At 34.0% G+C, this 25,303-nt stretch carries 27 protein-coding genes and 1 riboswitch; of the genes, 4 read left to right on the plus strand and 23 right to left on the minus strand.

Annotation, left to right across the window (positions count from 1 at the left end; all coding sequences use genetic code 11):
• Window position 1 precedes the first annotated feature (1 nt).
• The 10 genes from pyrF to VSF34_RS05110 form a co-directional block, all read right to left on the minus strand.
• Window positions 2-715, minus strand: coding sequence for an orotidine-5'-phosphate decarboxylase (pyrF, locus tag VSF34_RS05065; protein ID WP_326718026.1), 714 nt, complete (start codon window positions 713-715; stop codon window positions 2-4).
• Complete coding sequence (locus VSF34_RS05070; protein ID WP_326717951.1) at window positions 712-1,629, minus strand: dihydroorotate dehydrogenase; 918 nt, start codon at window positions 1,627-1,629, stop codon at window positions 712-714. Before VSF34_RS05070 ends, pyrF begins: the two co-directional genes overlap by 4 nt.
• Window positions 1,626-2,405, minus strand: a complete 780-nt coding sequence (locus VSF34_RS05075) for a dihydroorotate dehydrogenase electron transfer subunit (protein ID WP_326717952.1) — start codon at window positions 2,403-2,405, stop codon at window positions 1,626-1,628. Before VSF34_RS05075 ends, VSF34_RS05070 begins: the two co-directional genes overlap by 4 nt.
• A gap of 13 nt (window positions 2,406-2,418) precedes the next feature.
• Window positions 2,419-5,598 carry a carbamoyl-phosphate synthase large subunit gene (gene carB, locus VSF34_RS05080; protein WP_326717953.1) on the minus strand — a complete coding sequence of 1,060 codons (3,180 nt, stop codon included), beginning with the start codon at window positions 5,596-5,598 and terminating at the stop codon, window positions 2,419-2,421.
• Window positions 5,591-6,673: a carbamoyl phosphate synthase small subunit gene (locus VSF34_RS05085; protein WP_326717954.1), complete on the minus strand. Its 1,083-nt coding sequence runs from the start codon at window positions 6,671-6,673 to the stop codon at window positions 5,591-5,593. Before VSF34_RS05085 ends, carB begins: the two co-directional genes overlap by 8 nt.
• Window positions 6,674-6,676: 3 nt before the next feature.
• Window positions 6,677-7,960: a dihydroorotase gene (gene pyrC / locus VSF34_RS05090; protein WP_326717955.1), complete on the minus strand. Its 1,284-nt coding sequence runs from the start codon at window positions 7,958-7,960 to the stop codon at window positions 6,677-6,679.
• Between the two features lie 10 nt (window positions 7,961-7,970).
• A complete protein-coding gene (locus VSF34_RS05095; protein WP_326717956.1) occupies window positions 7,971-8,897 on the minus strand; it encodes an aspartate carbamoyltransferase catalytic subunit in 927 nt (308 codons plus the stop codon).
• A 15-nt stretch (window positions 8,898-8,912) separates the two neighbouring features.
• Window positions 8,913-10,205: a solute carrier family 23 protein gene (locus VSF34_RS05100; protein WP_326717957.1), complete on the minus strand. Its 1,293-nt coding sequence runs from the start codon at window positions 10,203-10,205 to the stop codon at window positions 8,913-8,915.
• Between the two features lie 134 nt (window positions 10,206-10,339).
• Complete coding sequence (gene pyrR, locus VSF34_RS05105) at window positions 10,340-10,879, minus strand: bifunctional pyr operon transcriptional regulator/uracil phosphoribosyltransferase PyrR (RefSeq protein WP_326717958.1); 540 nt, start codon at window positions 10,877-10,879, stop codon at window positions 10,340-10,342.
• A 194-nt stretch (window positions 10,880-11,073) separates the two neighbouring features.
• Window positions 11,074-11,979 (minus strand): RluA family pseudouridine synthase, encoded by a 906-nt coding sequence (locus VSF34_RS05110; protein ID WP_326717959.1) that lies wholly within the window; start codon window positions 11,977-11,979, stop codon window positions 11,074-11,076.
• A 327-nt stretch (window positions 11,980-12,306) separates the two neighbouring features.
• On the opposite strand from VSF34_RS05110, the gene VSF34_RS05115 reads away from it, so the two are divergent.
• Both VSF34_RS05115 and VSF34_RS05120 read left to right on the plus strand, forming a co-directional pair.
• Window positions 12,307-13,605 (plus strand): ISL3 family transposase, encoded by a 1,299-nt coding sequence (locus VSF34_RS05115; RefSeq protein WP_326717960.1) that lies wholly within the window; start codon window positions 12,307-12,309, stop codon window positions 13,603-13,605.
• Between the two features lie 119 nt (window positions 13,606-13,724).
• A complete protein-coding gene (locus VSF34_RS05120; RefSeq protein ID WP_326716709.1) occupies window positions 13,725-15,002 on the plus strand; it encodes an ISL3 family transposase in 1,278 nt (425 codons plus the stop codon).
• Window positions 15,003-15,137: 135 nt separating this feature from the next.
• On the opposite strand, the gene VSF34_RS05125 is transcribed toward VSF34_RS05120, so the two are convergent.
• The 9 genes from VSF34_RS05125 to VSF34_RS05165 form a co-directional block, all read right to left on the minus strand.
• The gene (locus VSF34_RS05125) at window positions 15,138-15,539 is read right to left on the minus strand and encodes a thioredoxin domain-containing protein (RefSeq protein ID WP_326717961.1); all 402 of its coding nucleotides are present in this window, start codon (window positions 15,537-15,539) and stop codon (window positions 15,138-15,140) included.
• A gap of 17 nt (window positions 15,540-15,556) precedes the next feature.
• Window positions 15,557-15,898, minus strand: a complete 342-nt coding sequence (locus VSF34_RS05130; protein WP_326717962.1) for a thioredoxin family protein — start codon at window positions 15,896-15,898, stop codon at window positions 15,557-15,559.
• Between the two features lie 64 nt (window positions 15,899-15,962).
• Entirely contained in the window at window positions 15,963-16,910 is a 948-nt protein-coding gene (locus VSF34_RS05135) for a DUF1803 domain-containing protein (protein WP_326717963.1), read from the minus strand.
• A 191-nt stretch (window positions 16,911-17,101) separates the two neighbouring features.
• Complete coding sequence (locus VSF34_RS05140) at window positions 17,102-17,776, minus strand: DUF3324 domain-containing protein (protein WP_326717964.1); 675 nt, start codon at window positions 17,774-17,776, stop codon at window positions 17,102-17,104.
• An 88-nt stretch (window positions 17,777-17,864) separates the two neighbouring features.
• The gene (locus tag VSF34_RS05145; protein ID WP_326717965.1) at window positions 17,865-18,923 is read right to left on the minus strand and encodes an IS30 family transposase; all 1,059 of its coding nucleotides are present in this window, start codon (window positions 18,921-18,923) and stop codon (window positions 17,865-17,867) included.
• 84 nt (window positions 18,924-19,007) lie between these two features.
• The gene (locus tag VSF34_RS05150; protein ID WP_326717966.1) at window positions 19,008-19,316 is read right to left on the minus strand and encodes a WxL protein peptidoglycan domain-containing protein; all 309 of its coding nucleotides are present in this window, start codon (window positions 19,314-19,316) and stop codon (window positions 19,008-19,010) included.
• Window positions 19,317-19,480: 164 nt separating this feature from the next.
• Window positions 19,481-20,410, minus strand: a complete 930-nt coding sequence (locus tag VSF34_RS05155) for a manganese-dependent inorganic pyrophosphatase (protein WP_326717967.1) — start codon at window positions 20,408-20,410, stop codon at window positions 19,481-19,483.
• A gap of 77 nt (window positions 20,411-20,487) precedes the next feature.
• Window positions 20,488-20,802: a DMT family transporter gene (locus VSF34_RS05160; RefSeq protein ID WP_326717968.1), complete on the minus strand. Its 315-nt coding sequence runs from the start codon at window positions 20,800-20,802 to the stop codon at window positions 20,488-20,490.
• Window positions 20,803-21,135, minus strand: coding sequence for a DMT family transporter (locus tag VSF34_RS05165; RefSeq protein WP_326717969.1), 333 nt, complete (start codon window positions 21,133-21,135; stop codon window positions 20,803-20,805).
• A gap of 57 nt (window positions 21,136-21,192) precedes the next feature.
• Window positions 21,193-21,292, minus strand: a riboswitch (guanidine-I (ykkC/yxkD leader).
• Window positions 21,293-21,435: 143 nt separating this feature from the next.
• On the opposite strand from VSF34_RS05165, the gene VSF34_RS05170 reads away from it, so the two are divergent.
• Together VSF34_RS05170 and VSF34_RS05175 are read left to right on the plus strand one after the other, a co-directional pair.
• Window positions 21,436-22,494, plus strand: coding sequence for an IS30 family transposase (locus VSF34_RS05170; RefSeq protein ID WP_326716505.1), 1,059 nt, complete (start codon window positions 21,436-21,438; stop codon window positions 22,492-22,494).
• A 199-nt stretch (window positions 22,495-22,693) separates the two neighbouring features.
• The gene (locus VSF34_RS05175; RefSeq protein WP_326717970.1) at window positions 22,694-22,876 is read left to right on the plus strand and encodes a hypothetical protein; all 183 of its coding nucleotides are present in this window, start codon (window positions 22,694-22,696) and stop codon (window positions 22,874-22,876) included.
• A 157-nt stretch (window positions 22,877-23,033) separates the two neighbouring features.
• Here the strand turns inward: VSF34_RS05175 and VSF34_RS05180 are convergent, their stop codons facing one another.
• The 4 genes from VSF34_RS05180 to VSF34_RS05195 all read right to left on the minus strand — a co-directional run bounded on the left by VSF34_RS05180 (window position 23,034) and on the right by VSF34_RS05195 (window position 24,926).
• The gene (locus VSF34_RS05180; protein ID WP_326717971.1) at window positions 23,034-23,336 is read right to left on the minus strand and encodes a hypothetical protein; all 303 of its coding nucleotides are present in this window, start codon (window positions 23,334-23,336) and stop codon (window positions 23,034-23,036) included.
• Between the two features lie 86 nt (window positions 23,337-23,422).
• On the minus strand, window positions 23,423-23,767 hold the full coding sequence (locus VSF34_RS05185; protein WP_326717972.1) for a hypothetical protein: 345 nt from the start codon (window positions 23,765-23,767) through the stop codon (window positions 23,423-23,425).
• Entirely contained in the window at window positions 23,706-24,047 is a 342-nt protein-coding gene (locus tag VSF34_RS05190; protein WP_326717973.1) for a hypothetical protein, read from the minus strand. The genes VSF34_RS05185 and VSF34_RS05190 overlap by 62 nt, the downstream gene beginning before the upstream one ends.
• A gap of 60 nt (window positions 24,048-24,107) precedes the next feature.
• On the minus strand, window positions 24,108-24,926 hold the full coding sequence (locus VSF34_RS05195) for a hypothetical protein (protein WP_326717974.1): 819 nt from the start codon (window positions 24,924-24,926) through the stop codon (window positions 24,108-24,110).
• Between the last annotated feature and the right edge of the window lie 377 nt (window positions 24,927-25,303).

The raw sequence follows: 25,303 nt of genomic DNA on the forward strand, positions 1-25,303 counted from the left end.
ATTATTCCCCGCTCCATTGTTTTTTGATTGAAAGATAGCTTTCATAAGGGTGATCACTTTTGGTAATTGGACGACCAACCACGATAAAGGTTGAACCAATTTCTCTAGCCATTTGTGGTGTCACCGTGCGTTTTTGATCATCTAGAGTATTCAGGTTAGGGCGAATGCCTGGTGTGAGACAAACAAAGTCTTTTCTTGTCTTTTGTTTTATCATGTCAACTTCTAAAGCAGAGCAAACAACACCATCTAAGCCAGAATCATTCGCTAGTTTGGCATACTGACACACACTAGCTTCCAGTCCTTCTATAATTAATTGTTCTTCTCTAACTTCCTGATTACTTGTTGAAGTGAGTTGAGTCACAGCTATCAGAATAGGTGTTTTACCAAACTGGCTAGCTCCTGCTTCTAAGCCTCGTCTGGCAGCTATCATCATCTCTTTTCCACCTGCTGCATGAACATTAGTCATATCGACACCAAGTTTACCTAAACCTCTCATAGCACTCTCTACTGTATTTGGAATATCATGAAGTTTCAAGTCTAGAAAAACATCATGGTTCAATGATTTTAACCAAGTCACAATGTTTGGACCTTCTTGGTAAAATAATTCCATACCTACTTTAACAAATAGAGATTCATTTTCTGGGAAATTAGCTAAAAATATGTCTACTTCTTTTTTATTTGAAAAATCTAGCGCAATAATTGGTCTCTTCATTATCTAGCCTCCCTAACTTCCCTAATTAATGTTTCAAGAGATTCAATTCCTAATTCATCCATTCTTTTAGGTAGCTCATCAATTAAAGTTGGACAGATAAAAGGATCTGTAAAATTCATTGTTCCAACTGCCACAGCACTAGCCCCTGCTAAAAACATCTCTAACACATCATCTACTGTAACAACCCCGCCCATACCAATAATAGGTATATCAACAGCGCGTGAGACTTCGTGAATCATTCTAATCGCCACAGGTTTTATACCAGGACCAGATAATCCACCAGTACCATTTGCTAAAATAGGTTGTCTAGTTTTTAAATCTAGCCGCATACCAAGTAATGTATTTATCATCGTGATACCATCAGCTCCGCCTGCCTCAACTGCTTTAGCAATGGGAACAATACTTGTGACATTTGGAGATAATTTTACATATACTGGTACCTTTGCGACAGATTTTGCAGCCATAGTCAGCTCTTTTGCAATCCCTGCACTAGTACCAAAGGCTATACCACCTTCTTTCACATTTGGGCAAGAAATATTTAGTTCAATAGCTTTAACATTTGGTGCATCTCCAATTTTCTCACAAACTCTCACATAATCTTCCACGCTTGAACCAGCAACGTTTGCAATAATCGGTACGTCCCATTTTTCTAAAGCTGGTAATTGATTTCTCATGACCTCTTCTAACCCTGGATTTTGAAGACCAATGGCATTAAGCATTCCACTAGGAGTTTCAGCTACTCTAGGAGTTGGGTTACCATAGCGCATGGTGATGGTAGTTGCTTTTACCATAATGGCACCTAAAAGACTCAAATCATAATATTTACTATACTCATCACCAAAACCAAAACAACCACTTGCTGGCATAATTGGATTTTTTAAATCTAGTCCTGGTAGTGACACATTTAAACGACTCATATGATAACCTCCCCGGATTTAAAAATAGGCCCTTCGTCACATACTTTTTTATTTTTAGCCGGATCTTTTTTTGATGGACACACACAAGCGTAACAAGCACCGATACCACAAGCCATTCTCTCCTCCATTGATAGATACACATGAGGATGATTGTCAAATCGTTCTTCAACTGATCTTAATAATCCAGAAGGGCCACAAGCAAAAACAGCTTTAGGTGTTTTCGTTTGAAGAACAATCTCTTCCATCAAATTACCAACATGCCCTTTAATACTACAACTTCCATCATCTGTTGCAATAAATAACTCACCTAACTTTTTAAACTCTTCCTCGTAATACACCACTTCTTTAGAAGCAAACCCATTTAAAAAATAAATCGTAGCTCCTTTAGCAAATAACTCTTTGCCTAGTTGGTACAAAGGAGGGATTCCAATACCTCCACCTATCACATATACAACATCACCAGGAGCTACCATCTCTATTTCAAATCCGTTACCTAAAGGACCAAGAACATCTAAGAGATCATTTTGTTTCAGCTGACTTAATACAGTCGTCCCCTCACCATCTGTACGGTAGATTATTTTACAAGTATGATTGCTATGATCAATCTCGGCTAAACTAATAGGACGCCTCATTAGTAAGTCTGATCGTGGTATGCGTATATGGATAAATTGTCCAGGCTTTGTCATCTCTTTAACTAATTCACCACTTAAAGTCATTTCAAAAATATCAGGTGCGATTTCTTTTTGATTGACAACAGTCATCATTTCTTGCAACATGTCTTCTCTCCTTTTATAGTGCTAATGTCGTAAAACTTCTCGCCTCTAATACATGCAAAATAGCTTCTGCCGTGTCAAGAGACGTCATAAGTGGTACCCCACTTTCAACTGATGTTCGTCTAATATCAAAGCCATCACGATTATTTTCTTCCCCTTGACCTGTAGTATTTATGACTAAACTAACTTCTTTATTTCTTATACTACTCAGAATGTCATTTGTATCATTATCTGAAATTTTATCAACTGTTTTTACTGTCAAACCTAATTTCATTAGATATTCTCCTGTGCCTTTTGTAGCAAGTAAGCCATAACCGATTTTTGCAAAACGTTTTGCAAGCTCTCCTACCTCTTCTTTAGCATCATCTGATACTGTAATTAAAACTGTGCCATAATCATCTACATGCATACCACTAGCTTCAAAGGCTTTATAAAGAGCTTTTTCTTTTGTCATGTCACTTCCCATGACCTCACCAGTAGATTTCATCTCTGGACCTAGGTGGGTATCTACCTCATGTAGTTTTGCAAATGAGAAGACTGGTGCTTTAATATGAACCAAGTTGCTTTCTTTATATAATCCATTGTTATACCCTAAATCTTTTAGCGTCTTACCTAGTATCAACTTTGTAGCTACATTAGCCATCGGAATATCTACTACCTTACTTAAAAACGGAACTGTTCGACTAGCTCTTGGGTTAACTTCAATGACGTAAACTGCTTCATCATGTACAATAAATTGAATATTCATCATACCTTTACAATTAAGTTCTAAAGCCAGTTTTGTTGTGTAATCTACTATTTTTTCTTGAACTGCTTGGCTAATATTTTGAGGTGGATAGACTGCCATAGAGTCTCCCGAATGAACACCAGCTCGTTCAATATGCTCCATAATACCAGGGATTAAAACATCCTCCCCATCACAGATTGCATCCACTTCACACTCTTTACCAACTAAATATCGATCAATTAAAACAGGATGCTCTGGTGATGCTTTGACAGCTTCTATCATGTAACGTTTTAAATCTTTTGTACTCCAAACAATTTCCATCGCTCTGCCACCTAAAACATAACTTGGCCTAACCAGTACAGGATAGCCAATTCTCTCAGCAATCTTCACCGCATCTACTTCATTTGTTGCAGTTGCACCCTCAGGCTGAGGAATTCCCAATTCTTTTAAAACTTGTTCAAATTTATCACGATTTTCTGCCCTATCAAGGTCTTCTATGCTTGTTCCAATCACTGTAACACCATGTTTTGTTAAACCTTCTGCTAAATTTATGGCAGTTTGCCCACCAAACTGGACGATGACTCCCTTTGGCTGCTCTAAATCAGTAATATTTAATACATCCTCTAATGTTAATGGCTCGAAATATAATTTATCAGAGATTGAAAAGTCTGTTGATACTGTTTCAGGATTACTATTAATCACAATAGCTTCATAACCTAGCTCTTGAATAGCTTTAACTGAATGTACTGTCGCATAATCAAATTCTACACCTTGTCCGATTCTAATAGGACCAGATCCTAAGACAATAATTGATTCACGACTAGTTTTGATACTTTCGTTTGCAAGTTCATAAGTGCTATAAAAATACGGTGTTTGTGAATCAAACTCTCCTGCACAAGTATCTACCATTTTATAAACTGGTATAATGCCATGCGTTTTTCTTAACTCTAAAATCTCATCTTCTGTTTTAGCAACCAGTGAAGCAATTTTTTTATCTGTAAATCCATATTGTTTTGCTTTAATGATGATTTCTAAATCATCAGGATACTCAATTAAATTCTCTTCAATTTCAATAATATGTTTAATCTTATCTAGGAAAAATAAATCAATTTTAGTAAATGTAGCGATATCTTCAATACTCATCCCTCTTCGGATAGCTTCTGCTATATGAAATAACCTATCATCTTGAGCTTGAATCATAGCGCTCACTAATTCGTGATCATCCAAGGCTTTAGCTTCGCCTATCTCTATATGACTTACACCAATTTCAAGGGACCTTACTGCTTTTAAGAGTGACTCTTCAATAGTCCTCCCTAATGCCATAACCTCACCTGTGGCTTTCATTTGAGTACTTAATAAACGGTCACCATGCTCAAATTTATCAAAGGCCCATCTTGGAATCTTTGATACCACATAATCAAGAGCTGGCTCAAACATAGCATACGTAGTCCCTGTCACGGGATTAACCATTTCATCAAGAGTTAGACCTACTGCAATTTTAGCTGCTAATTTAGCAATTGGAATACCTGTAGCTTTACTAGCTAGAGCTGATGATCTGCTAACTCTTGGGTTAACTTCAATCACATAATAGTTAAAACTATCAGGATCAAGAGCTAATTGTACATTACAACCACCCTCAATCTTTAAAGCCTTAATAATCTTAAGTGATGCATCTCTTAATAATTGAATTTCCACATCTGATAAGGTTTGACAAGGGGCAAAGACGATAGAGTCACCTGTATGAATTCCCACTGGATCAAAGTTTTCCATATGACAAACGACAATTCCTTGATCTTTACTATCACGCATGACTTCAAACTCAATTTCTTTAAACCCTGCAATACTTTTTTCGATGAGACATTGACCAACTGGTGATAAGCTAATACCACTCGTTGCAATCTCGATTAACTCTTCCTCATTATCACACATCCCACCACCAGTTCCTCCTAGAGTAAAAGCTGGACGTACAATCAAGGGGTAACCAATATCACGTCCAAAAGCTACAGCTTCTTTTACTGTATGAACAATGACACTCTCAGGAATTGGTTCATCTAATTCTTCCATTAATTGCTTAAACAAATCACGGTCCTCTGCTTGATCTATTGCACTAATTTTTGTACCAAGCAATTCAATATCTAACTCTTTTAAAATTCCCATCTCATCTAGTAACATTGCCATATTAAGTCCTGTTTGTCCACCAAGAGTTGGTAGAATAGCATCCGGCCTTTCTTTACGAATGACTTTTATGACAAATTCTAAAGTAATCGGTTCGATATAAACTTTATCTGCTACATCTTTATCTGTCATAATAGTCGCAGGGTTTGAGTTAATCAGTACCACTTCATAACCTTCTTCTCTAAGAGCTAAACAAGCCTGGGTTCCTGCATAATCAAATTCTGCTGCTTGACCAATAATAATAGGCCCTGACCCGATAACTAATATTTTTTTTATATCGTCTCTTCTAGGCATGTGTCTTTCCCTCGCTTTCCATTAATTCAATAAACTCATCAAAAATTGAAACACCGTCATGAGGACCAGGTGCTGCATCTGGGTGAAATTGAACAGAAAAAGCAGGGTATTTTTTATGTTTAACCCCTTCAACAGATAAATCATTAATATCAACATGAGTTACCATTAAATCTGTTCCTACTAGACTTTCTTGGTCAATGGCATACCCATGATTTTGTGACGTGAAATAAATCGTATCTGAAGCTATTTCTCTAACTGCATGGTTACTTCCACGATGTCCAAATGGCATTTTATAAGAATCTGCCCCATTAGCTAGACTAAGTAACTGATGTCCTAAACAAATACCAAACACAGGTACTTGACTTTGAATGTCTAAAATCATTTCAGGGACTTGAGGTAAGTCTTTAGGATCTCCTGGGCCATTTGATAACATGACACCATCTGGCTGATAAGATAAAATAACTTCTGAACTTGTGTTGTATGGTACTACTGTGATATGACAATCACGTTTAATTAGTTCTCTTAAAATACTTTGTTTCATGCCAAAATCTACAACGACTACGTGAAAACCTGTACCTGGTATACTATATGGTTTATTAGTTGAGACTTCCTGGACTTGATTAGTTGGTAAAACAATCGCTCTTAATTGATCAAAATCATGTTCTAAATCTGGGACCATGTCAATAATACTTGCTTTCATAGCACCTTTTTCTCTAATTTTTTTCGTCAAAGCTCTTGTGTCAATTCCAGAGATTCCAGGAATTTCTCTTTTTTCTAAAAACTCGCCTAATGTTTGTTGCGATCGCCAATTTGAGGCTACCCTAGCTACATTTTTTACAACAACAGCTGAACAAGCTGATACCATAGACTCATGATCATCACGATTAATCCCGTAATTACCAATCGTTGGACTAGTAAATACTAATAGTTGACCTTTAAAGCTTGGATCTGTAATCATCTCTTGGTAACCACTCATTCCAGTTGCAAACACAATTTCTCCTGTAACAGAAGATTTGGCACCAAATCCCTCTCCAACAAAGTAAGTTTCATCTTCTAATATTAACAATCGCTTCATTAATTAAGCCTCCTTTTTATCCCATACTTTTCTACCATGAACAAAAGTCATCATCGTATCTCCGTAAACTTCACTACCTATAAACGGTGTGTTTTTTGATTTTGATAAGAAATTATCAGTAATCATATGTTTTTCTTCTAAGTTAAAAATAGCAATATCTGCAGGAGAGCCGATATTTAGTGTTCCTGTTTTTAAACCAAATATCTTTGAAGGTGCTTCACTCATCCAATACACAATCTCACTTAAAGTAAAACGACCTGTTTTAACAAAATGAGTAAACATTAACTGAAACGCCGTCTCACTTCCTGTAATACCAAAAGGTGAATCAAGCATGCTTTGATCTTTTTCCTCGTGAGAGTGAGGGGCATGATCTGTTGCAATACAATCAATCGTACCATCAAGTAGTCCTGTAATTAAGGCTTGCTGATCCTCAGTGGCTCTAAGTGGGGGGTTCATTTTAAAATCACCATGATCTTTTGTGATATCTTCTTCTGATAGAATCAAGTGATGAGGGCAAACTTCACAGGTGACGCTGATACCATGTTTTTTAGCTTGACGAATAATTTCTACACTTTCTTTCGTTGATACATGACATACATGATAGTGAACTCCTGTTTCTTGAGCTAACAGGACATCTCTAGCAATTTGAGAAGACTCAGTGGCACTCATAATACCAGGTAAACCAAGCTCTTGACTTTTTTTGCCTTCATGCATCACACCATCAAATAGTAAACTCTCATCTTCTGTGTGAGCTACGATACTCATATTAAGGTGAGCTGCTTCTCTCATTGCTTCATACATCACACCAGCTGTTTGAACCCCAACACCGTCATTTGTAAAAGCAAAAGCCCCGCTATCTTTTAGTTCTTTAAAATCAACTAACTCTTCACTATTAAGTGACTTAGTAATGGGTGCATATTGTAAAATATTGACAACACTATCTGTCTTAATTTTTTTATAAATGGTTTTTAATTTTTCAGGTGTGTCTGGCACAGGATTTAAATTTGGCATCGCACACACTGTGGTAAATCCACCACGTGCTGCTGATTTGCTTCCAGTTTCAATAGTTTCTTTATACTCAAACCCTGGCTCTCTAAAATGAACATGAACGTCAACTAACCCTGGAGTAATAAGCCCATCACAAGCATCATAAGCCTCATCAAACGCTTGTTCTATTTCTTTAAAATCTCCTATTCCTTTAATCAATCCATCTTCAATCCATACATCAACTGGTATTAACTCATTTTGACTTGTGACAATATTGCCATTTTTTATTAATGTTTTCATCCACACCTACCTACGCTTTCCCATGTAATATTGCTTCTAATATTGCCATTCTCATGAATACACCATTACTCATTTGTTGTGTGATGCGCGACTGATAACTCTCAACTAACTCATCTGCTAATTCAACATCTCGGTTTACTGGAGCAGGATGCATAATAATGGCTCCTTCTTTCATTTCTTTAGCTCTTGCAACAGTCAAACCATATGCTTTATGATAATCTTCTTTTACAAATATACTATCCTCATCATGGCGTTCATGCTGAACTCTTAACATCATCATCACATCAACCTGGTTAACAACGTCATCAATTGGTAAATAAGTCCCGTACGCTTCATACTTTTTGTTATACCACTCTGTAGGTCCACAAAAATATAAATTAGCTCCTAAGCGTTTTAACATTTTCATATTAGAATTGGCTACTCTTGAGTGGCTTAAATCACCACAAATGGCTATATCTAAGTTTTCAAAATCCCCATATTCTTCATAGATAGTTAATAAATCTAGTAGACACTGGGTTGGATGATTACCACTTCCATCACCCCCATTAATAATGGATGTGGTAATGGTTTTACTATCGATCAGTTCATTGTAATAATCCTCTTCCCAGTGACGAATCACACAAGCATGTGCTCCAATAGCTGACATAGTTAAAACTGTGTCATATAAAGATTCTCCTTTAGAAACCGAACTGGTTTTAGTATCAAACTCTATCACATCAATGCCTAATTTTTTTTCAGCTACTTCAAAACTTTTATGCGTTCGTGTACTGTTTTCAAAAAATAAATTTGATACAAAATACTGCTCTTGACTTAAAGTAGAAGGGGCTCCTTGCTTAAATTCTTGAGCCCTTTGTATCAAGCCCATGACCTCTTGATCACTTAATGATTCAGCTGTTAACAAGTGTTTCAAACTAATAATTTCTGATGTGATAATCATAATTCAACTCTCCTTTTATTCTGTTTCGCTTTTTGCTTCTTCAGGTAATATTAAGTTTAAAATGATGCCGAACAATGTTGCTAGAGCCATACCCGATACAGCTACTGGACCTGCTTGGAAAGTCAACCCACCGATACCAACAACCAAAATAACTGAGGCAATCAGTAAGTTTCGTTTTTTGTTAAAATCAATGTCATTGTCAATTAATATTTTAAGTCCGCTTGAAGCTATCACTCCAAAGAGAATGAAGCTAATACCTGCAATAACTGGATTTGGAATACTTTGGATTAGAGCTGTTAGTTTTCCAACAAAACTTAGAGCCATAGCAAGAACTGCTGCTCCACCAATAACAAAGACGCTATGAACTCGTGTAATAGCAAGTACCCCGATATTCTCACCATAACTAGTTACAGGAGGCCCCCCTACAAGACCAGCTACAATTTGAGCAAAACCGTCACCTTTTAGAGTTTTATCTAAACCTGGGTCTTTAAAAAATTCACGTTTTGTCAGTTTATTTAACACCATTAAATGCCCAATATGCTCAGTCATCGTGACAAAAGCAATTGGTGCCATCGTCAGGACTGCTGTTAAGTAAAATTTAGGTTGATAGGTAACAAAAGGGGTTTGGAAATCTGGCAAAGCAAACCATGCTGCTTCTTGAATAGGAACAACATCTACAATTCCCACAGCTAGAGCTATTAAGTAACCACAGACAATCCCTAGTAAAATGGGAATAAGTCCTAAAAATCCTTTTAGATACATATTAAAGAAAATCGTTAGTGACATAGTGACCAATGCTACAATAATAAATTTTACACTATAAATTTGTTCTCCGTTTGCTCCTGTTGCATACATGGCTTGATTTGCTGCATTTGCAGCTAACCCTAGTCCAATAACCATCACAACTGGTCCAACAACAATCGCTGGTAACATCCTATCTAACCAAGCTGATCCTGACTTTTTAACAAAATAAGATACTATCCAGTACACAAATCCTGTTGTAATTGATCCTAGTGCAATAGCTGGATAACCATAATCATCCATTAGCATTTGCATAGCAGCTATAAAGGCAAAACTACTTCCCAGATAAGCTGGTATTTTTCCTTTTGTAACCGTTAGATACACAAGTGTTCCAAGACCTGAACTAAATAGTGCAATCCCTGGGTTAATTCCAACTAGAATGGGTACTAATACAGTGGCACCAAACATGGTAAATAAATGCTGTAAACTAAGTCCTAACCATTTTAATCCTGTTGGTTTATCATGGATGTCTAAAACAACATCCTCATTTCTAAATTTCTCGCTCATCTTTCTTCTCCTTTATAATAAAAAATCCTCGTTTCCAAAATAGAAACGAGGCACATGCAAACAGATTGATAGTATGATACTATCAAATTCTCTTCGCCCTTCCTAGTCTCTCTGTACTTGGTTAAAAAGCTACTTTATGTAATTTGTTTAATACTAATTTCATCTTTTCCATCATATTCTTTAACAGATACAATGATTTGTTCTTTTTTAGAAGTCGGAATATTTTTCCCAACATAATCAGCTCTGATTGGTAATTCCCTGTGACCTCTATCTACGAGTACTGCAAGTGAGATACTCTCAGGTCTACCAATATCCATTACCGCATCCAGCGCTGCTCTAATCGTGCGACCTGTGAAAATCACATCATCGACTAAGATAACTTCTTTTCCTTCAATTGAGAAGGGAACATTTGTATCATTAACAGATGGCTCCTCATGTTTTGGAACATGATGATCATCTCTATAAAGCGTAATATCAAGCTCACCTACAGGTATATCCTTGTCTTCAAGTTGTTTCATTCGCTCAGCTATTCGCTCAGCTAGGAAAATCCCTCTTGTTTTAATACCAATCAGGACGATGTTATCAAGGTCTTTATGACGCTCAATAATCTCATAAGTAATCCGAGTTAATGCTCTTTTTAATGTCATCTCATCCACTATTTTCTTTTCTGTCATCTTAGCTTCCTCCCTTTTTCAATAAAAAAACCTCTTACCAAGACAAGGTAAGAGGGTATGTTTAAACTATCCATATACTAAGCCAGATTCATAGACTCGTATATGGTTCACATGCTCCTTCTTAGCCTCTCTGGACTACGATTAAAGGACTTATTTATTTGTTGTACTGATTGTAACCTAATCAATCTCAATTATCAATCTTTTTTTCGAAGTTCTTCTAACATATTAGTAAAATCCTCAGGTAACTCTGAATCAAAAGACATTAATTCTCCTGTAACTGGGTGAGTAAAGCCAAGTGTTTTGGCGTGTAAATACTGACCATTTCCAGGTAATGTTTTCTTGGGTCCATACATCGGATCTCCTGCAATTGGATACTCAATATAATTTAGATGTACACGGATTTGATGCGTACGTCCCGTTTCAAGCTCACATTCAATCAAAGTAAAATCATCAAAACGCTCTAACACTTCAAAATGCGTCACAGCATCTTTTCCATCAGCCACAACAGCTTGCTTTTGCCGATTGATTTTACTTCTACCAATTGGTGCTTCAATCTTACCTTTATCATGAGGAATCACACCATGAACAAGAGCCACATATTTTCGCATGGTTTTTTTATCTTTCAACTCTTCTTGTAAGGCAATATGAGCTTTATCATTTTTAGCTACCATTAACAGACCCGTGGTATCTTTATCAATTCTATGAACGATACCTGGTCTGATTACATCATTAATACTTGATAGATTATCAGCATGATGTAGTAGAGCATTGACAAGAGTACCATCTGGATGTCCAGCAGACGGATGAACGACCATGCCTTGAGGTTTATTAACTACCATTACATCCTTATCTTCATAGATAATCTCAACTGGGATATCTTGCGGGGTTAATTCCAGTCCTTTTACTTCAGGTACATTGACTAAAATGACATCATTTGCCTTCACCTTGTAGTTAGCTTTGACTACCTCATCATTAACTTCAACAGCACCATTTCTTAACCAAAGCTGAATTTGTGAACGTGAATAACCTTTAAATACCTGGGTCATTACCTTATCGATACGCCCAGTCTCATCTTGTACAGTATATTTTAATTGTGTCATAGCTGATCTCCTTTTTTAAATCTCCTTGTTAATTCTAACATAGATTAACACACAAAAAAACAGAGTGAATCAAAAGTTGTTCTACTCTAAGCAACTGGAAGCTCATATAAACAATTGGCTTTTTCAATTCAGATCTCACTAAAAAAGGAGTTGATTTAGCATCAACTCCTCATTGTCTATGATATTTACTATTTTTTTGGGTTGTATAATTTTTGATGTGGATGAAGAAATTCATTCGCATCTATTTTTTTACAAAATAATAGAAACATACGAACTTTCCCGTTAAAATTAAAGTGACCAAACCAAATTTTAGAAAGGAAGATTCGTATGTCCCATAACCATTGTATTCGACTATCGCTAGATTTAAAAGATAAAAATATTTATTTCGATTCTATTTTTTGTGAGGAACAGCTTATTACAGGGATAAGATCCAAGATTTATAAAGGTATTCTTACTTACACTCCTTCGGCTTGTCCTTGTTGTGGCATTAAAAATGAACAATTTTCTATTGTGAAAAATGGGTTTATTTCTTCTCGAATAAAGTGGTTAAGTGTGGCTCACTACCCAACCTATCTTTTATTAAAGAAACAGAGATTCCTTTGTCGTCATTGTGACTCCTCTTTTCTAGCTGAATCTTCAGAAATTGAGAAACATTGTTTTATCGCTAAAAGAGTGAAGCAATCAATTCTTATTGAGTTAAGTGATGCTATCTCGTTTAAAGATTTAGCTAAAAGACATTTTGTTTCATCAACAACGATTAATAGAATTTTAGTATCTGGTGGTAAAGACTTATCTAATCAATTTTTATATTTACCTCAAAACCTTTGTTTTGATGAATTTACTTCGGTTAAAAACAATAGTGGCAAGTACAGTTTTATTTACTCTGATTCCTCTACACACCAAATTATCGATATTCTCATTGATAATAAAAAGCTAACACTAGAGAAACACTTTCTTAAGTACTCTCTAAAGGTTCGTCGCCAAGTAAAAACAATTGTCGTTGATATGAATGCAGCCTATTTTAAATTAGCCAAAAGGCTATTTCCTAATGCTGAGGTGATTATTGATCGCTTTCACTTAGTTCAACTTATCAGTCGTTCTTTAAACATAACTAGAATTAAGACGATGAATCGTTATCGCACATCGAATGTAACTGACATGAAAAATTATCGAAAACTAAAAAAATATTGGAAACTCTTTTTAAAAGATTCTAATGAATTGAATTATACAGATTATCGTTATCAGCGTTTATTTAAGAGTATTTTACCTGAAACAGATGTCATGGATTATTTACTTAGCTTAAACAAAGAGTTATCAGAAACTTATAAACTTTATCAAGAACTATTATACTGTAGTAAAAACAATGATTTTGACACTTTTTCTGATCTATTATTATTAGCTAACGAAGATATCTCTATTCCAATGAAAATCTCGATTCGAACACTAAAGAAGCATTTACCAAGAATTGAAAACACCTTTAAATACGCTTATTCAAATGGTTGTTTAGAAGGTTCCATAAACAAAATTAAATTAATCAAACGAATAGCTTACGGCTATAGAAATTTTCAGAACTATAAATACAGAATTTTACTTAATTTTAAAGACAAACAAAAAAGGGGTCTATAATAAATCGTGTTGATGGATAGTTTCCATTAATACGATTTTTTGTTTTTAAATACAAAAAGGAACATCCAAACATGATAAAATAAAGTCGACAAAAACCAAATTATTAGGAGGATGTTCCCATGGATAATCATACTAGAAAATTACTTAATTTAACAGACAAATCTATTATTTTTGAAAAAGATTGGTTAACTGAGGCTACTATTAGAGGTAGACGCTCAAATATAATAAGGGGAAGACTAACGTCTCCAGACAGAATATGCCCCTCTTGTCATCAGAATACGTGTGTTAAAAATGGTACTTATACTACTAAAACACAACTACCAGAGTTTAATAGGGTCACAACTTATTTAGAACTTAAAAGAGAACGATATCTATGTAAAGAATGTCATACAACATTCAGTGCTGATACTGCGTTAGTCGATGACTATTGTCATATATCGAAAACATTAAAGTATCAAATCGCCTTAGATTTGAAAGAAGATCGTTCAAGAAAAGAGATCGCTAGATTCCATCATGTTTCTGATAACACGGTACAACGTGTTTTATACGACTTTACCAACCACTGTCTAACCAACTTTCAACATCTACCAAAAGTACTATGTGTCGATGAATTTAAATCAACTAAGTCATGTCAATCTGGTATGAGCTTTATTTGTGCTGATGCTGAAAGTAAAAAGATTATTGATATTTTACCAGATAGACGTCTCTTCTCTCTTATTAAGTACTTCCTGAAATACTCCAGAAAAGAGCGGTTAAAAGTGAAGTTTCTCGTCATGGATATGAATGCCAACTACGGTGGCCTTCTTAAAACTGTATTTCCACATGCAGAGATTGTGACAGATAGATTCCATATCATTCAGCATATCAATCGTTCTTTTAATCAACTAAGAATAAAAGAAATGAATCAATTAAAACGTTATGATAATGAAGAAGCAAAACAATACCGGAGAATAAAAAAATATTGGAAACTATTTTTAAAAGACTCTAGTCAATTAAGTGCCACTACATATAGTAATTATCCTCTTTTCAATAAAAGTATGACACAAGTTGGTGTCATTGAAGAACTTCTTTCCTATAACTCAACTATAAAAATCGCATATGATTATATACAAGAGTTAAAATATGCTTATGAAACAAAGGATTCAGACTTATTTTTAGAATTAACTCATTCTATCTCTAATGAGCTTCCTAAGGAATTTAAAGCCAAATTCAAAACATTCCAAACCTTCAGGCAAGGTGTTACCAATGCTTTAAATTATTCTTATTCAAATGGTTTTTTAGAAGGAATTAACAACCGAATCAAAGCTATCAAACGAACAGCCTATGGTTACCGAAATTTCTTAACTTTTAAGCGACGGATTTTCCTTATTCAAGGTCAATCATTTCAATTTAATTAAAAAGAAGAAGGAGGAAAAATCCCCCTTCTTCTAATGCCCTTATTTTATCAATTTTTAAATATCAACACGATTTGACGAAGAGCCCAAAAAAGCAGCAAAAACCATTCGGTTTCTGCTGCCTAAATTCACTTAATTTTACTCATCCACATCATTTGACGAAGAGCCTTTTTTTGATTCTTCGATAGGTTTGTCACTGAATACAGCTGCAATTTTACCGTCACCTTGTTTTGAAGCATAAACTAAATATAAGTCTTTATTAGGGTACTTAGGAATATGGTATACATCTGCCTCGTCATCATCATTTAGACTTTCCCACGTATCAAATACTTCTGTATATTCATATTTTTTTTCTAAATTTTTAAACTCTTTGTCATAACTTTCATAATCAGACTTATCAATTTCTTCAATGGATAAAGTCCCCGTATCTTCAGCTACAACATCAGGTGCTTGACTTTGTAGTTGTTCTGTATAAAAGAAATAACCTACACCGGCTGAGATGACAACTAAAATAATTGTCGAAAATATTTTTTTACCCATGTTTTCTCCTCACATACCTATCCATTAACGCTTTTTACACCGTTATTTATTTTTTTAACATCTTGATATAATTCATCCATTCTAATAAATCTAGCTTTTCGCATATATTCTTTACCATCAACAAACAATAACATCACAGGTACTGTCATCACTTGATACTCTCCTGTTACTTCAGGTACTTCTAATGTATTAACATCTAAAAATAACATGTCATCTGTAAATTCAGCTAATTTTTTCTCAACTTGTGGTTTCAACCCGTGACAAACACTACAAGTTGGTTGACTAAAATAAACCATAACCATTTCATTATTTTGGACTAAGTTATTTAATTCATCAATATTAGATACTTGTTTAAACATAGCTATCCCTCGCTTTTCTTACCATAAGTATATAAATTATTTTAAAGTAATCCAATATATATGCTTACAAATCCCTGAGCAAATAAAGAGTCGGTGATGTCTCTTTAATCATGTTTTTTTTATTTAAATAAGAAATAAGTATTCCTAAATAAAGTACTTTTGGTAGAGATAAATCTAGTTTCTGAGATAGCTCTATTGTCCAATCATAACACCTATCATATAATTCTGAATTAAAAGAAGGCATATTTGAATGATAAGTATCATTTTCAATATAAACATAGTTCATTAAGCCTAAAGCTTCTAAAAAAATATCAGTTTTGTTAGAGCTAACGCTTTTCCCTTTATTTAAGCGCCTCATTTTTCGCTCCACATAGGTCATGAAATAAGTAGGATTAACATCACCAATAAGTTCTTGGACTTCTTTAAAACATTTGATTTTAGGGGTAGTTGGTATATTTAAATAATCGAAGTAACTTGGAATAGTTAAACTTATTAATCTAGCTGATTCAAAAGAAAGCCATTGTGTTTTTTTTCCTGAAATTTTTTGGTATAAGGTTGGAAGCTCTAAAAATAAGAGGTTACATTGAGCCACTTCTAAACAAAAAAATGGCTTGTCCTTTACTTGACTATTTTCATAAAAAGCAAGTAATAGGTGGGTTAGAGCTAATTCACTAGAGAACTCTTTACTTGCATCTCGAAAGTAAGAAGTCAAGAAATCGTGGTGTTCTTCAAACAAAGATGTCACTTTGTCTGTCAATATACGCCATTTTTCTAAAGAAATTAGAGGACAACAAACGGAGTACTTACCATTTTTTCGAGTGATGACTTCTTTTTTTATCCATTGATTCATTTGGTTATCCATATTATCTACATTTGGAAACATTCGTTTTATCTCTTTCAAGGTTAGCAAATTATCATTATCCAGTAGCTCATTGATTACTTTTTGTAATAAGTTATCTTGCAGCAATTTTTTATCAGCTAAATTATGATTATCAGTCAATAGTCGGTACATCAAAGACCTCCTTCTTATCATCCATATCATTCTAAATGGATTAGAGCTTGTAGTCAAATACATTATCAAAAGAAAAAATACTATAACTTGGTTAATGAGGAATGAAGACTTACAAAATAAAAAAACACCCGTAAAGTAGATGCTAAAGTTTAACTTTACGGATATATGATACTTTTTCATTCACTTCAAATCTACTTACTAATATTATTTTTGACAATAAAGATTACAAAAATCAATAAGATAATAAAAATCAAACCAATGATAATATATAGGAGATATGAGGTGTTTTTTTCAGGAGCATAAACAGAATTTTCATTAAAATCCCTAGCTTCCTTTGCCGTGGCTTCAAAATCATCCTCAAAAACATAATCCTCTTCATCAGCCTTAATATTTAAAACAAGGTGATACTTTCCTGCTTCTAACATTGAATCATGTAAATCAAATCCTAAGTTAAAATAGGAATAAGGAGCCATTTCTAAATTGGCTTCTTTTTTTACATAAATTGGCTCATTCTCACCCTTAATGTATACTTTACCATCAACAACTAGGTTTTCGATAACAGTTGCAGCTTTATTTTCTAGTGTCGCTTCAATAAACGGATGACTGTTACGTTGGCTAGGCTGAACACTAATCAAAGATAGTTCATTTTTAGGTTTATCTTCACTGTTTTCTGTTAATGAAACTGGACTACTGTATGAGAAGGTATTCACGATACCTGACTTGCCCTTTAAATCAGGAGCATCTTGATAAAAGCGTAATCCACCTAACACCATACCTGGAAACGATTTTTCAGGCATCTTTATCATAACAGGAACTTTTTTGGTCGAATTCGGTTCAATTTTTATTGATTTTTCTGAAATAGTCACAATATTTTCAAAATCTAAATTGCAACATTAAGTTAGCCACTCTGGTAAAAATATCTAAATATCAGTGTTATTTTATTGAACCCCTTACTTACCAACATGTTTTGATCTTTAGATTTTGAATTTCTTCTAAAAATAATGTTGCTGGTTGTCTATAGTCTAAAATTTTACGCGGCAAAAGATTAACTTTTTCAGTAGCCAGTTGTATGAACTGCTTTGAGTAGTGACAGATAGGCGTTCCTTTCGGAACAAATTGCCGTAATAAACCATTATGTCTTTCGTTTGTTCCTCGTTCCCAAGATGAATAAGGGTGAGCAAAGTAGATATCAGTCATTTGTTGCAGAGTATCATCAAGTGAGCTAAATTCACTGCCATTATCAGCAGTAATCGATTGAAATATGCTACTAAATCGGGCTCTTCCAAACTCATATTTTAACTGTTTAATAGCGTAACTAACAGACTCTTCAGTATGATCATCTAGAACAACAGTAATCATGTAGCGAGTTTTTCTTTCAACAAGTGTAAGTAGAGCATTATCATCTTTAGATTTTGAACCAATGACACTGTCTATTTCCCAGTGACCAAACTCTTGTCTAGAATCAATTTTGCTAGGTCGTTCATCAATTGATTTTCCAAGAGCTTTTTTATGCTGACGACTTCTTTTCTTTTTAGGTGATAGTCTAACTTTCATCTTGAGATGATGATTTCTGACCGGTAAAAATCCTTTATCAATATAATTATAAAGTGTCTTAGTAGAAACAATAGGTTTATCCCAAGTCCCTAAAGACTTGATAAAGCCAACAATTGCATCTGGTGACCAATTAAAGTCTATCATTTGTTTACAAGCATAATTAATAAAATCAACAGCACTAACTAGCTTAGATTTCGAACCACAGCGTTTCCTGTTTTCTATGTATTTAGCTTGCCCCGTATCAGCAAAATAGAGTTGTTTATGTTTCTTATTTTCTTTGATTTGCGTGGTCGTTCCTCGTTTAAGCTCATTACTTATTGTTTGATGGTGTCGGCCTAATCGTCTACCAATTTCTCTATTAGAGTCTCCCATATTATGCCAAACTTCAATAAGCTGCCTTTCCTTTAAGGAAAGATGTTTATAACTAGATGTCTTTGTGTTATTCTTAATTTTCACCATGATAAAAATTCCTTTCGTTGTTGGGTAGTTACTTCAATGATACACGAATTTTTACCATGGTGTTTTTTTATTATTTTAGAGTGGCTAACTTGATTTTACAACTAAGCCAATATTTTCAAAATCAATTGGTATACCTTGTACCTTTTCTTGATCATATTCCCTATAAGATATCTGACCATTATCACTAGTTGTCGCTCGGTAACGATCTACTAAAATAGTATTTTCTTTATCAGAATAATTAGTCACTTCAACCTCTATTGTTTGAGATTCCCCTGGTGTTACCTTCAAGTGAAAATAACCACTTTCTGGTTTCATTTTATTTTCAGGATAGACTGGTTTCACACTAAAATCAGCCCCTATTTGTTGTTCATCAGCGACAACTGATAACGACATGACTAATCCTAGCAAACTAAATAAACAAATAGACAAAATATTTTACGCTATCAAAAAAATAGTGTTTATTCATAAAAATAACTATTTTATATACACTAAATATTTATTTGTAACTATAAAAAAAAGATTTAATGAATTATAAAAATTCATTAAATCTATATTTTTTATTTTGAAAAACTTTCAGTTAGTTGTGGTACTACTTGTTTTTTACGAGACACAACACCTGGTAATTCAGCTGTATTGTTTACTAACGTCACGTTAAAAGCTTCTTCAACTTTTTCTTTTGGCTCACCAACAACTAAAATCGTTGAATCACTATCTAAAATATTAGTGATCACAAGAATAAATAAATCAAAACTATGCTCGCTGTTTTCTTCACCCATAGCAAGTTCTAAATCATCTTGACTGTTTAACACTTCTTTGATGTCTACTGTATTTACTTGACCAATACGAACTGATTTATCTCCCATTGGAAAAGTTTTGGCATCAGCATTGATTAATTCTAGAGGTGTTTTATCAGAAAGGTTTGTTCCTGCTTTTAACATTTCTAAACCATAAGTATTCATATCTACTTCTGCTATCTCTGCCAAGTACTCAGCTGCTTTAGTATCTTCTGGTGTACAAGTTGGCGATTTAAATAATAGTGAATCTGAGATGATAGCTGAGAGCATTAAACCTGCTATTTCTTTTGGAATCACAATATCATTTTCTAAAAACATTTTTAAAATAATTGTATTTGTACATCCTACAGGCTCTGCTCTATAATATAGCGGATTAGCTGTCTCAAAATTAGCAATACGGTGATGATCAACGACTGCTAATACATCTAATTCTTTAATATCACTCACACTTTGTTGTGCTTCATTGTGATCAACTAACATGACTTTATCTGTTTCACTTTTAGCTTCTGTGATCACACGAGGTGTGTCTGTTTTAAAATAATCAAGAGCGTATTGTGTCTCTTCATTAGGCGTCCCAAGAGCCACTGCTTCTGTGTTTACTCCTAATTCTTTTTGTAAGTATGCAAATGAAATAGCTGATGCAATTGCATCAGTATCTGGATTTTGATGACCAAAAACAAGTACTTTTGTCATATTAAAATTCCCTCCAATGTGTTTTAAAATACATTTGCCATTATATCATAAAAAATAAAACTTTGAGACTTAATTTCTTAACTAACTACCTTAAGTCCAATTGTCGCGACAATCACAATTCCAATACAAAGTAATCTCTTCCAATTTTTAGATTCTCCGTAAAAAATAATCCCTAAAACAGCACCACCCACTGCACCAATACCAGTCCAAACGGCGTAAGCTGTACTCATAGGTAATATTTCCATAGCAAAAGATAATAAGATAAAGCTCACTAAGAATAGCAAAATCAATTTAATGATATTTTTCTTTGATTTATCTTTTAAATATCCATTAATTGAATTCACTCCTAACATTTCAAACAAACCTGCTAAAACTAAAGCTACCCAAGCCATTTATTTCGCCTCCAATTTATCATCTAATACAAATTTTAACCCAACAATTCCTATTAATAGTAATATCACAAATATTAGCTTAGGTAAGGTCATGGATTGTTTGAACACTAGGGTATCTACAATCACTGTTCCTGTTGTTCCAAGACCTACAAATACAGCATACACAGTTCCCACTGCAATCTTTTCTCCTGCTTTAATCATTAAGTAAAAACTTAAAAAGATAGCGATAAATGTTCCGATGTACTCTGGTATAGTATCAGAGTATTTTAATCCTATCACCCATAACACTTCAAATACGGCTGCTATAACTACTTTAATCCATGCTCTTGTCATAATCTCTTCTCCCCTTTCAATGACGAATACAAAAAAACCTGGGAAATGTGTTTTAACATCTCCCAGGTTTTTATCCTTCCGTGTCACAAGGTATTCCTTGCGGCCTACTCTTGGTCCAGACTGGTAAATCAACCACGGAACCCTAGTAAGTCATCGTCCATACAATATAGCAAAATATTTAAAAAAAGTAAATGCTTAGTTGTAAAATCAAGTTAGCCACTCTAAAATAATAAAAAAACACCATGGTAAAAATTCGTGTATCATTGAAGTAACTACCCAACAACGAAAGGAATTTTTATCATGGTGAAAATTAAGAATAACACAAAGACATCTAGTTATAAACATCTTTCCTTAAAGGAAAGGCAGCTTATTGAAGTTTGGCATAATATGGGAGACTCTAATAGAGAAATTGGTAGACGATTAGGTCGACACCATCAAACGATAAATAATGAGCTCAAACGAGGAACGACCACGCAAATCAAAGAAAATAAGAAAGCTAAACAACTCTATTTTGCTGATACGGGGCAAGCTAAATACATAGAAAACAGGAAACGCTGTGGTTCGAAATCTAAGCTAGTTAGTGCTGTTGATTTTATTAATTATGCCTGTAAACAAATGATAGACTTTAATTGGTCACCAGATGCAATTGTTGGTTTTATCAAGTCTTTAGGGACTTGGGATAAACCTATTGTTTCTACTAAGACACTTTATAATTATATTGATAAAGGATTTTTACCGGTCAGAAATCATCATCTCAAGATGAAAGTTAGACTATCACCTAAAAAGAAAAGAAGTCGTCAGCATAAAAAAGCTCTTGGAAAATCAATTGATGAACGACCTAGCAAAATTGATTCTAGACAAGAGTTTGGTCATTGGGAAATAGACAGTGTCATTGGTTCAAAATCTAAAGATGATAATGCTCTACTTACACTTGTTGAAAGAAAAACTCGCTACATGATTACTGTTGTTCTAGATGATCATACTGAAGAGTCTGTTAGTTACGCTATTAAACAGTTAAAATATGAGTTTGGAAGAGCCCGATTTAGTAGCATATTTCAATCGATTACTGCTGATAATGGCAGTGAATTTAGCTCACTTGATGATACTCTGCAACAAATGACTGATATCTACTTTGCTCACCCTTATTCATCTTGGGAACGAGGAACAAACGAAAGACATAATGGTTTATTACGGCAATTTGTTCCGAAAGGAACGCCTATCTGTCACTACTCAAAGCAGTTCATACAACTGGCTACTGAAAAAGTTAATCTTTTGCCGCGTAAAATTTTAGACTATAGACAACCAGCAACATTATTTTTAGAAGAAATTCAAAATCTAAAGATCAAAACATGTTGGTAAGTAAGGGGTTCAATAAAATAACACTGATATTTAGATATTTTTACCAGAGTGGCTAACTTAATGTTGCAATTTAGAATTATAAAACTGATTTTAATCAGACTTGGCAAAGGTTAACGACACAGGTTGAAAGAGTCACTATTACAAAATTTGGGTTACCTGAGAAGGATTTAGCAGGGAAAATTAAGAAGATTTACTAGAGATGGCATTTTTTGTGTCTAATAAATCAGATAAAGTGATGATGCCTAATTTAAACCGCTCTATTTTGATAATTGACGGGGAAGAAATTGAATCAAGTAGTTCACCTAGTTCTTATGAATTAGGTGGAGAACTTGCTTCAGATACTGATAAAAAAGGTGTTGTTACTTATTCCAAAGATGGCTGACCCTAAAAAATCCCATCAGTTGGTTTAAATTGGACAGCTTATAACTTTGAAGCCAATGAATTCAAAGATATCAAAAAACAATATGATGAAAAAATCATACTACAAAAATAATGACTAATTAGAACAAAATAAAAAAGGCTGATATCAGCCTTTTTATTTACCCTTCAATAATGATCATATGACCATCTCCATTATCAATGGTTAAAGTTTGTTCATCTTTGTTGTAAACCATATTTTTTCCAGTTGTATGATACATTCCCAGTAAACCTAGTGCTTCATAATTAGAAATATCAGCATCCTCCCAAAGAATTCCGACTGATGCCCCACTATAGTCACTTAAAAATGTGACAGGAATAATTTGAGAAATATGTTTTGATGGGACTCTTACTTTTAATTTAGTGTCAGTATTAACCCCGTATTTTTCTTCAATAAAGTCACTGAAGTCAAAAATATCCATCATCACGTTTACCTCCTTTTGAATATATTGATTATACAAAAGAAGATTAAAAAAAGATAGAAAACGGTCTCAATAGATATTAGTGATGATTAGTCATTATCACTAGATGCTATCAGTTCTTTTTCGCTATTTACGTAGGCATCAATTGCTTCTTGACTAACAACTAAACTAGATTCTTTATTTACAGTTTCATTATCAGATTCATCATGTGATAGGGATAAGTTTGTATTTTTAACAATATCAATGTCTTCTATTAAAGTTTTACTTTGTTCATTATTGACATCAACGCTGGCTAATAAACGGTTATGTAACTTTAAAAATTCGCTTCTAACACGTTCAAGCTCTTCTTGGTTACTTTGTCTTTCAGACTCATCAAAACGATCTGCATGACGTGTTTTTTTGCATAATCTTATATAAGTCATTACTAGTGTCATTATATGTCTGAATAGTCTTTGTAAATGTGGTTAAGTTCTTTTTCAGTAAGTCTATCATGTCATCTGATATCTCGTTGACACTTGAGTCAGTTGATTGACTAGTCTTACTAGTTTTATTTGATTTGTCAGTCTTATTTTCTAATTCATTTTGTTTTTTGAGTCGCTCAATTTTAGCTTGGTAACTTTGCTCTGATTTTTTATAATGATTATGCTGGATAACAAGTAAAAAAATCGCTATTATCGCTACAATACCTCCTGAAATCAAAGCTGTTTTTAACATACTACGCTACTTCATCATCATCTTCCTTTTCACTTTATTTATTTGTTATTATTAGATAAACTAATCCACAACTCTTCCTAATGCTTTTTTTATGATATCGGTATCTTCAGGATATTCTGAGATCAAATAGTTAGCCTCAACAAAGGCAGCACTCTGGCTAGTTTGTACGCTTTGCTTTACCTGTTCATTATCGATTGAGTCAATGTATTGTTGTTGTTTATCTCTGGCATCATAAATCATGTTGTAGTAGCTCTCTTCTTTTTGTTTTCTTTCTTTGGCCTCTTCTTCTAAGTTTTGGTTTCTTTTACTAGCAAGTTCTTTAGCTGTTTCTAATTCCATATATTGTTTAGAAACTATCACCCAGTCTACTAAGGACCCACTAAAATTACCAATTCCTTCAAGTTGACCACTTGAGTTAACTCGAAGTGTTCCAAAATTATCTGTTTGAGGAATACTCACAGTGACATAAGCTAAGTTATCATCAGAATTTAGGTAAGGTTCTTCCACAATATAATTTATTTCGGTATCTCTTGGCCAAAATTCTGTCATCACCCCATGTGTCCACTCCTTCATTTGTTGATTAGTTAGGTGCTTCTCTAGTTGTTGTGATGTGGAATGTGTTGTTTTATCGTCTTCTTTAACTGTTGAACTATTTATTGTACTGCTCTTTGATTTTTCTACTGTAGTAGACGATGATGTGTTAGTTTTAACCTCTTTATAGGAAGTTTGATGACTTAATTCGTGAGATTCCTCATTTATTTTACTTTCTTTTTCTGAATTATTTGATAAACCAATGGCATAAAAAATGGATAACGTGATAATTATCGTTATAATCATTGTCATAATAATAGTTTTAACTTGTGTGTTATTTCTTTTCATAAAACCAATCCTTTTTTATTAATCAATAGAGATATGTATACTTAAAGATAGCATAGACCTTCCCCTTTTTAAAATAAAAATGAGAGGCATATTTAAGTTCGTTAGACAAGCACAATAACAGATTCCATCACCTGAAGATATTTACAAGGAACTAAAAGCACGTGAAGATGGCACAACACTGAAAAAAAATAAAGATTGAATAATCTTTAAAAATGATACCTCGTTAACAGTTTAGGCTGCTACTGAGGTATTTTTTATTGGGTATCCCTTTGTTATTAGCATTATAGAAAATCAGTGTTAACACTGTTACTACAATCAAAAAACCACACTCTGTTCCACACTTTTAGACTAAGTGTGGGAAGAATGTGGGAAAAATG

The sequence above is a fragment of the Vagococcus jeotgali genome (assembly GCF_035918315.1).
GTDB classification, from domain to species: domain Bacteria; phylum Bacillota; class Bacilli; order Lactobacillales; family Vagococcaceae; genus Vagococcus; species Vagococcus jeotgali.

What these genes read in the sequence shown, in the direction of transcription:
- pyrC (WP_326717955.1), bottom strand. Translation starts at nt 7,960, where the DNA reads ATGAAAACATTAATAAAAAATGGCAATATTGTCACAAGTCAAAATGAG.
- VSF34_RS05180 (WP_326717971.1), bottom strand. Translation starts at nt 23,336, where the DNA reads ATGATGGATATTTTTGACTTCAGTGACTTTATTGAAGAAAAATACGGG.
- VSF34_RS05155 (WP_326717967.1), bottom strand. Translation starts at nt 20,410, where the DNA reads ATGACAAAAGTACTTGTTTTTGGTCATCAAAATCCAGATACTGATGCA.
- VSF34_RS05135 (WP_326717963.1), bottom strand. Translation starts at nt 16,910, where the DNA reads ATGTACCGACTATTGACTGATAATCATAATTTAGCTGATAAAAAATTG.
- VSF34_RS05095 (WP_326717956.1), bottom strand. Translation starts at nt 8,897, where the DNA reads ATGATTATCACATCAGAAATTATTAGTTTGAAACACTTGTTAACAGCT.
- VSF34_RS05130 (WP_326717962.1), bottom strand. Translation starts at nt 15,898, where the DNA reads ATGTTTAAACAAGTATCTAATATTGATGAATTAAATAACTTAGTCCAA.
- VSF34_RS05175 (WP_326717970.1), top strand. Translation starts at nt 22,694, where the DNA reads ATGGCATTTTTTGTGTCTAATAAATCAGATAAAGTGATGATGCCTAAT.
- VSF34_RS05070 (WP_326717951.1), bottom strand. Translation starts at nt 1,629, where the DNA reads ATGAGTCGTTTAAATGTGTCACTACCAGGACTAGATTTAAAAAATCCA.
- pyrR (WP_326717958.1), bottom strand. Translation starts at nt 10,879, where the DNA reads ATGACAGAAAAGAAAATAGTGGATGAGATGACATTAAAAAGAGCATTA.
- VSF34_RS05075 (WP_326717952.1), bottom strand. Translation starts at nt 2,405, where the DNA reads ATGTTGCAAGAAATGATGACTGTTGTCAATCAAAAAGAAATCGCACCT.
- VSF34_RS05115 (WP_326717960.1), top strand. Translation starts at nt 12,307, where the DNA reads ATGTCCCATAACCATTGTATTCGACTATCGCTAGATTTAAAAGATAAA.
- VSF34_RS05110 (WP_326717959.1), bottom strand. Translation starts at nt 11,979, where the DNA reads ATGACACAATTAAAATATACTGTACAAGATGAGACTGGGCGTATCGAT.
- VSF34_RS05160 (WP_326717968.1), bottom strand. Translation starts at nt 20,802, where the DNA reads ATGGCTTGGGTAGCTTTAGTTTTAGCAGGTTTGTTTGAAATGTTAGGA.
- VSF34_RS05100 (WP_326717957.1), bottom strand. Translation starts at nt 10,205, where the DNA reads ATGAGCGAGAAATTTAGAAATGAGGATGTTGTTTTAGACATCCATGAT.
- VSF34_RS05185 (WP_326717972.1), bottom strand. Translation starts at nt 23,767, where the DNA reads ATGACACTAGTAATGACTTATATAAGATTATGCAAAAAAACACGTCAT.
- VSF34_RS05150 (WP_326717966.1), bottom strand. Translation starts at nt 19,316, where the DNA reads ATGTCGTTATCAGTTGTCGCTGATGAACAACAAATAGGGGCTGATTTT.
- VSF34_RS05145 (WP_326717965.1), bottom strand. Translation starts at nt 18,923, where the DNA reads ATGGTGAAAATTAAGAATAACACAAAGACATCTAGTTATAAACATCTT.
- VSF34_RS05120 (WP_326716709.1), top strand. Translation starts at nt 13,725, where the DNA reads ATGGATAATCATACTAGAAAATTACTTAATTTAACAGACAAATCTATT.
- VSF34_RS05125 (WP_326717961.1), bottom strand. Translation starts at nt 15,539, where the DNA reads ATGGGTAAAAAAATATTTTCGACAATTATTTTAGTTGTCATCTCAGCC.
- VSF34_RS05165 (WP_326717969.1), bottom strand. Translation starts at nt 21,135, where the DNA reads ATGACAAGAGCATGGATTAAAGTAGTTATAGCAGCCGTATTTGAAGTG.
- VSF34_RS05190 (WP_326717973.1), bottom strand. Translation starts at nt 24,047, where the DNA reads ATGTTAAAAACAGCTTTGATTTCAGGAGGTATTGTAGCGATAATAGCG.
- VSF34_RS05195 (WP_326717974.1), bottom strand. Translation starts at nt 24,926, where the DNA reads ATGAAAAGAAATAACACACAAGTTAAAACTATTATTATGACAATGATT.
- VSF34_RS05170 (WP_326716505.1), top strand. Translation starts at nt 21,436, where the DNA reads ATGGTGAAAATTAAGAATAACACAAAGACATCTAGTTATAAACATCTT.
- carB (WP_326717953.1), bottom strand. Translation starts at nt 5,598, where the DNA reads ATGCCTAGAAGAGACGATATAAAAAAAATATTAGTTATCGGGTCAGGG.
- VSF34_RS05085 (WP_326717954.1), bottom strand. Translation starts at nt 6,673, where the DNA reads ATGAAGCGATTGTTAATATTAGAAGATGAAACTTACTTTGTTGGAGAG.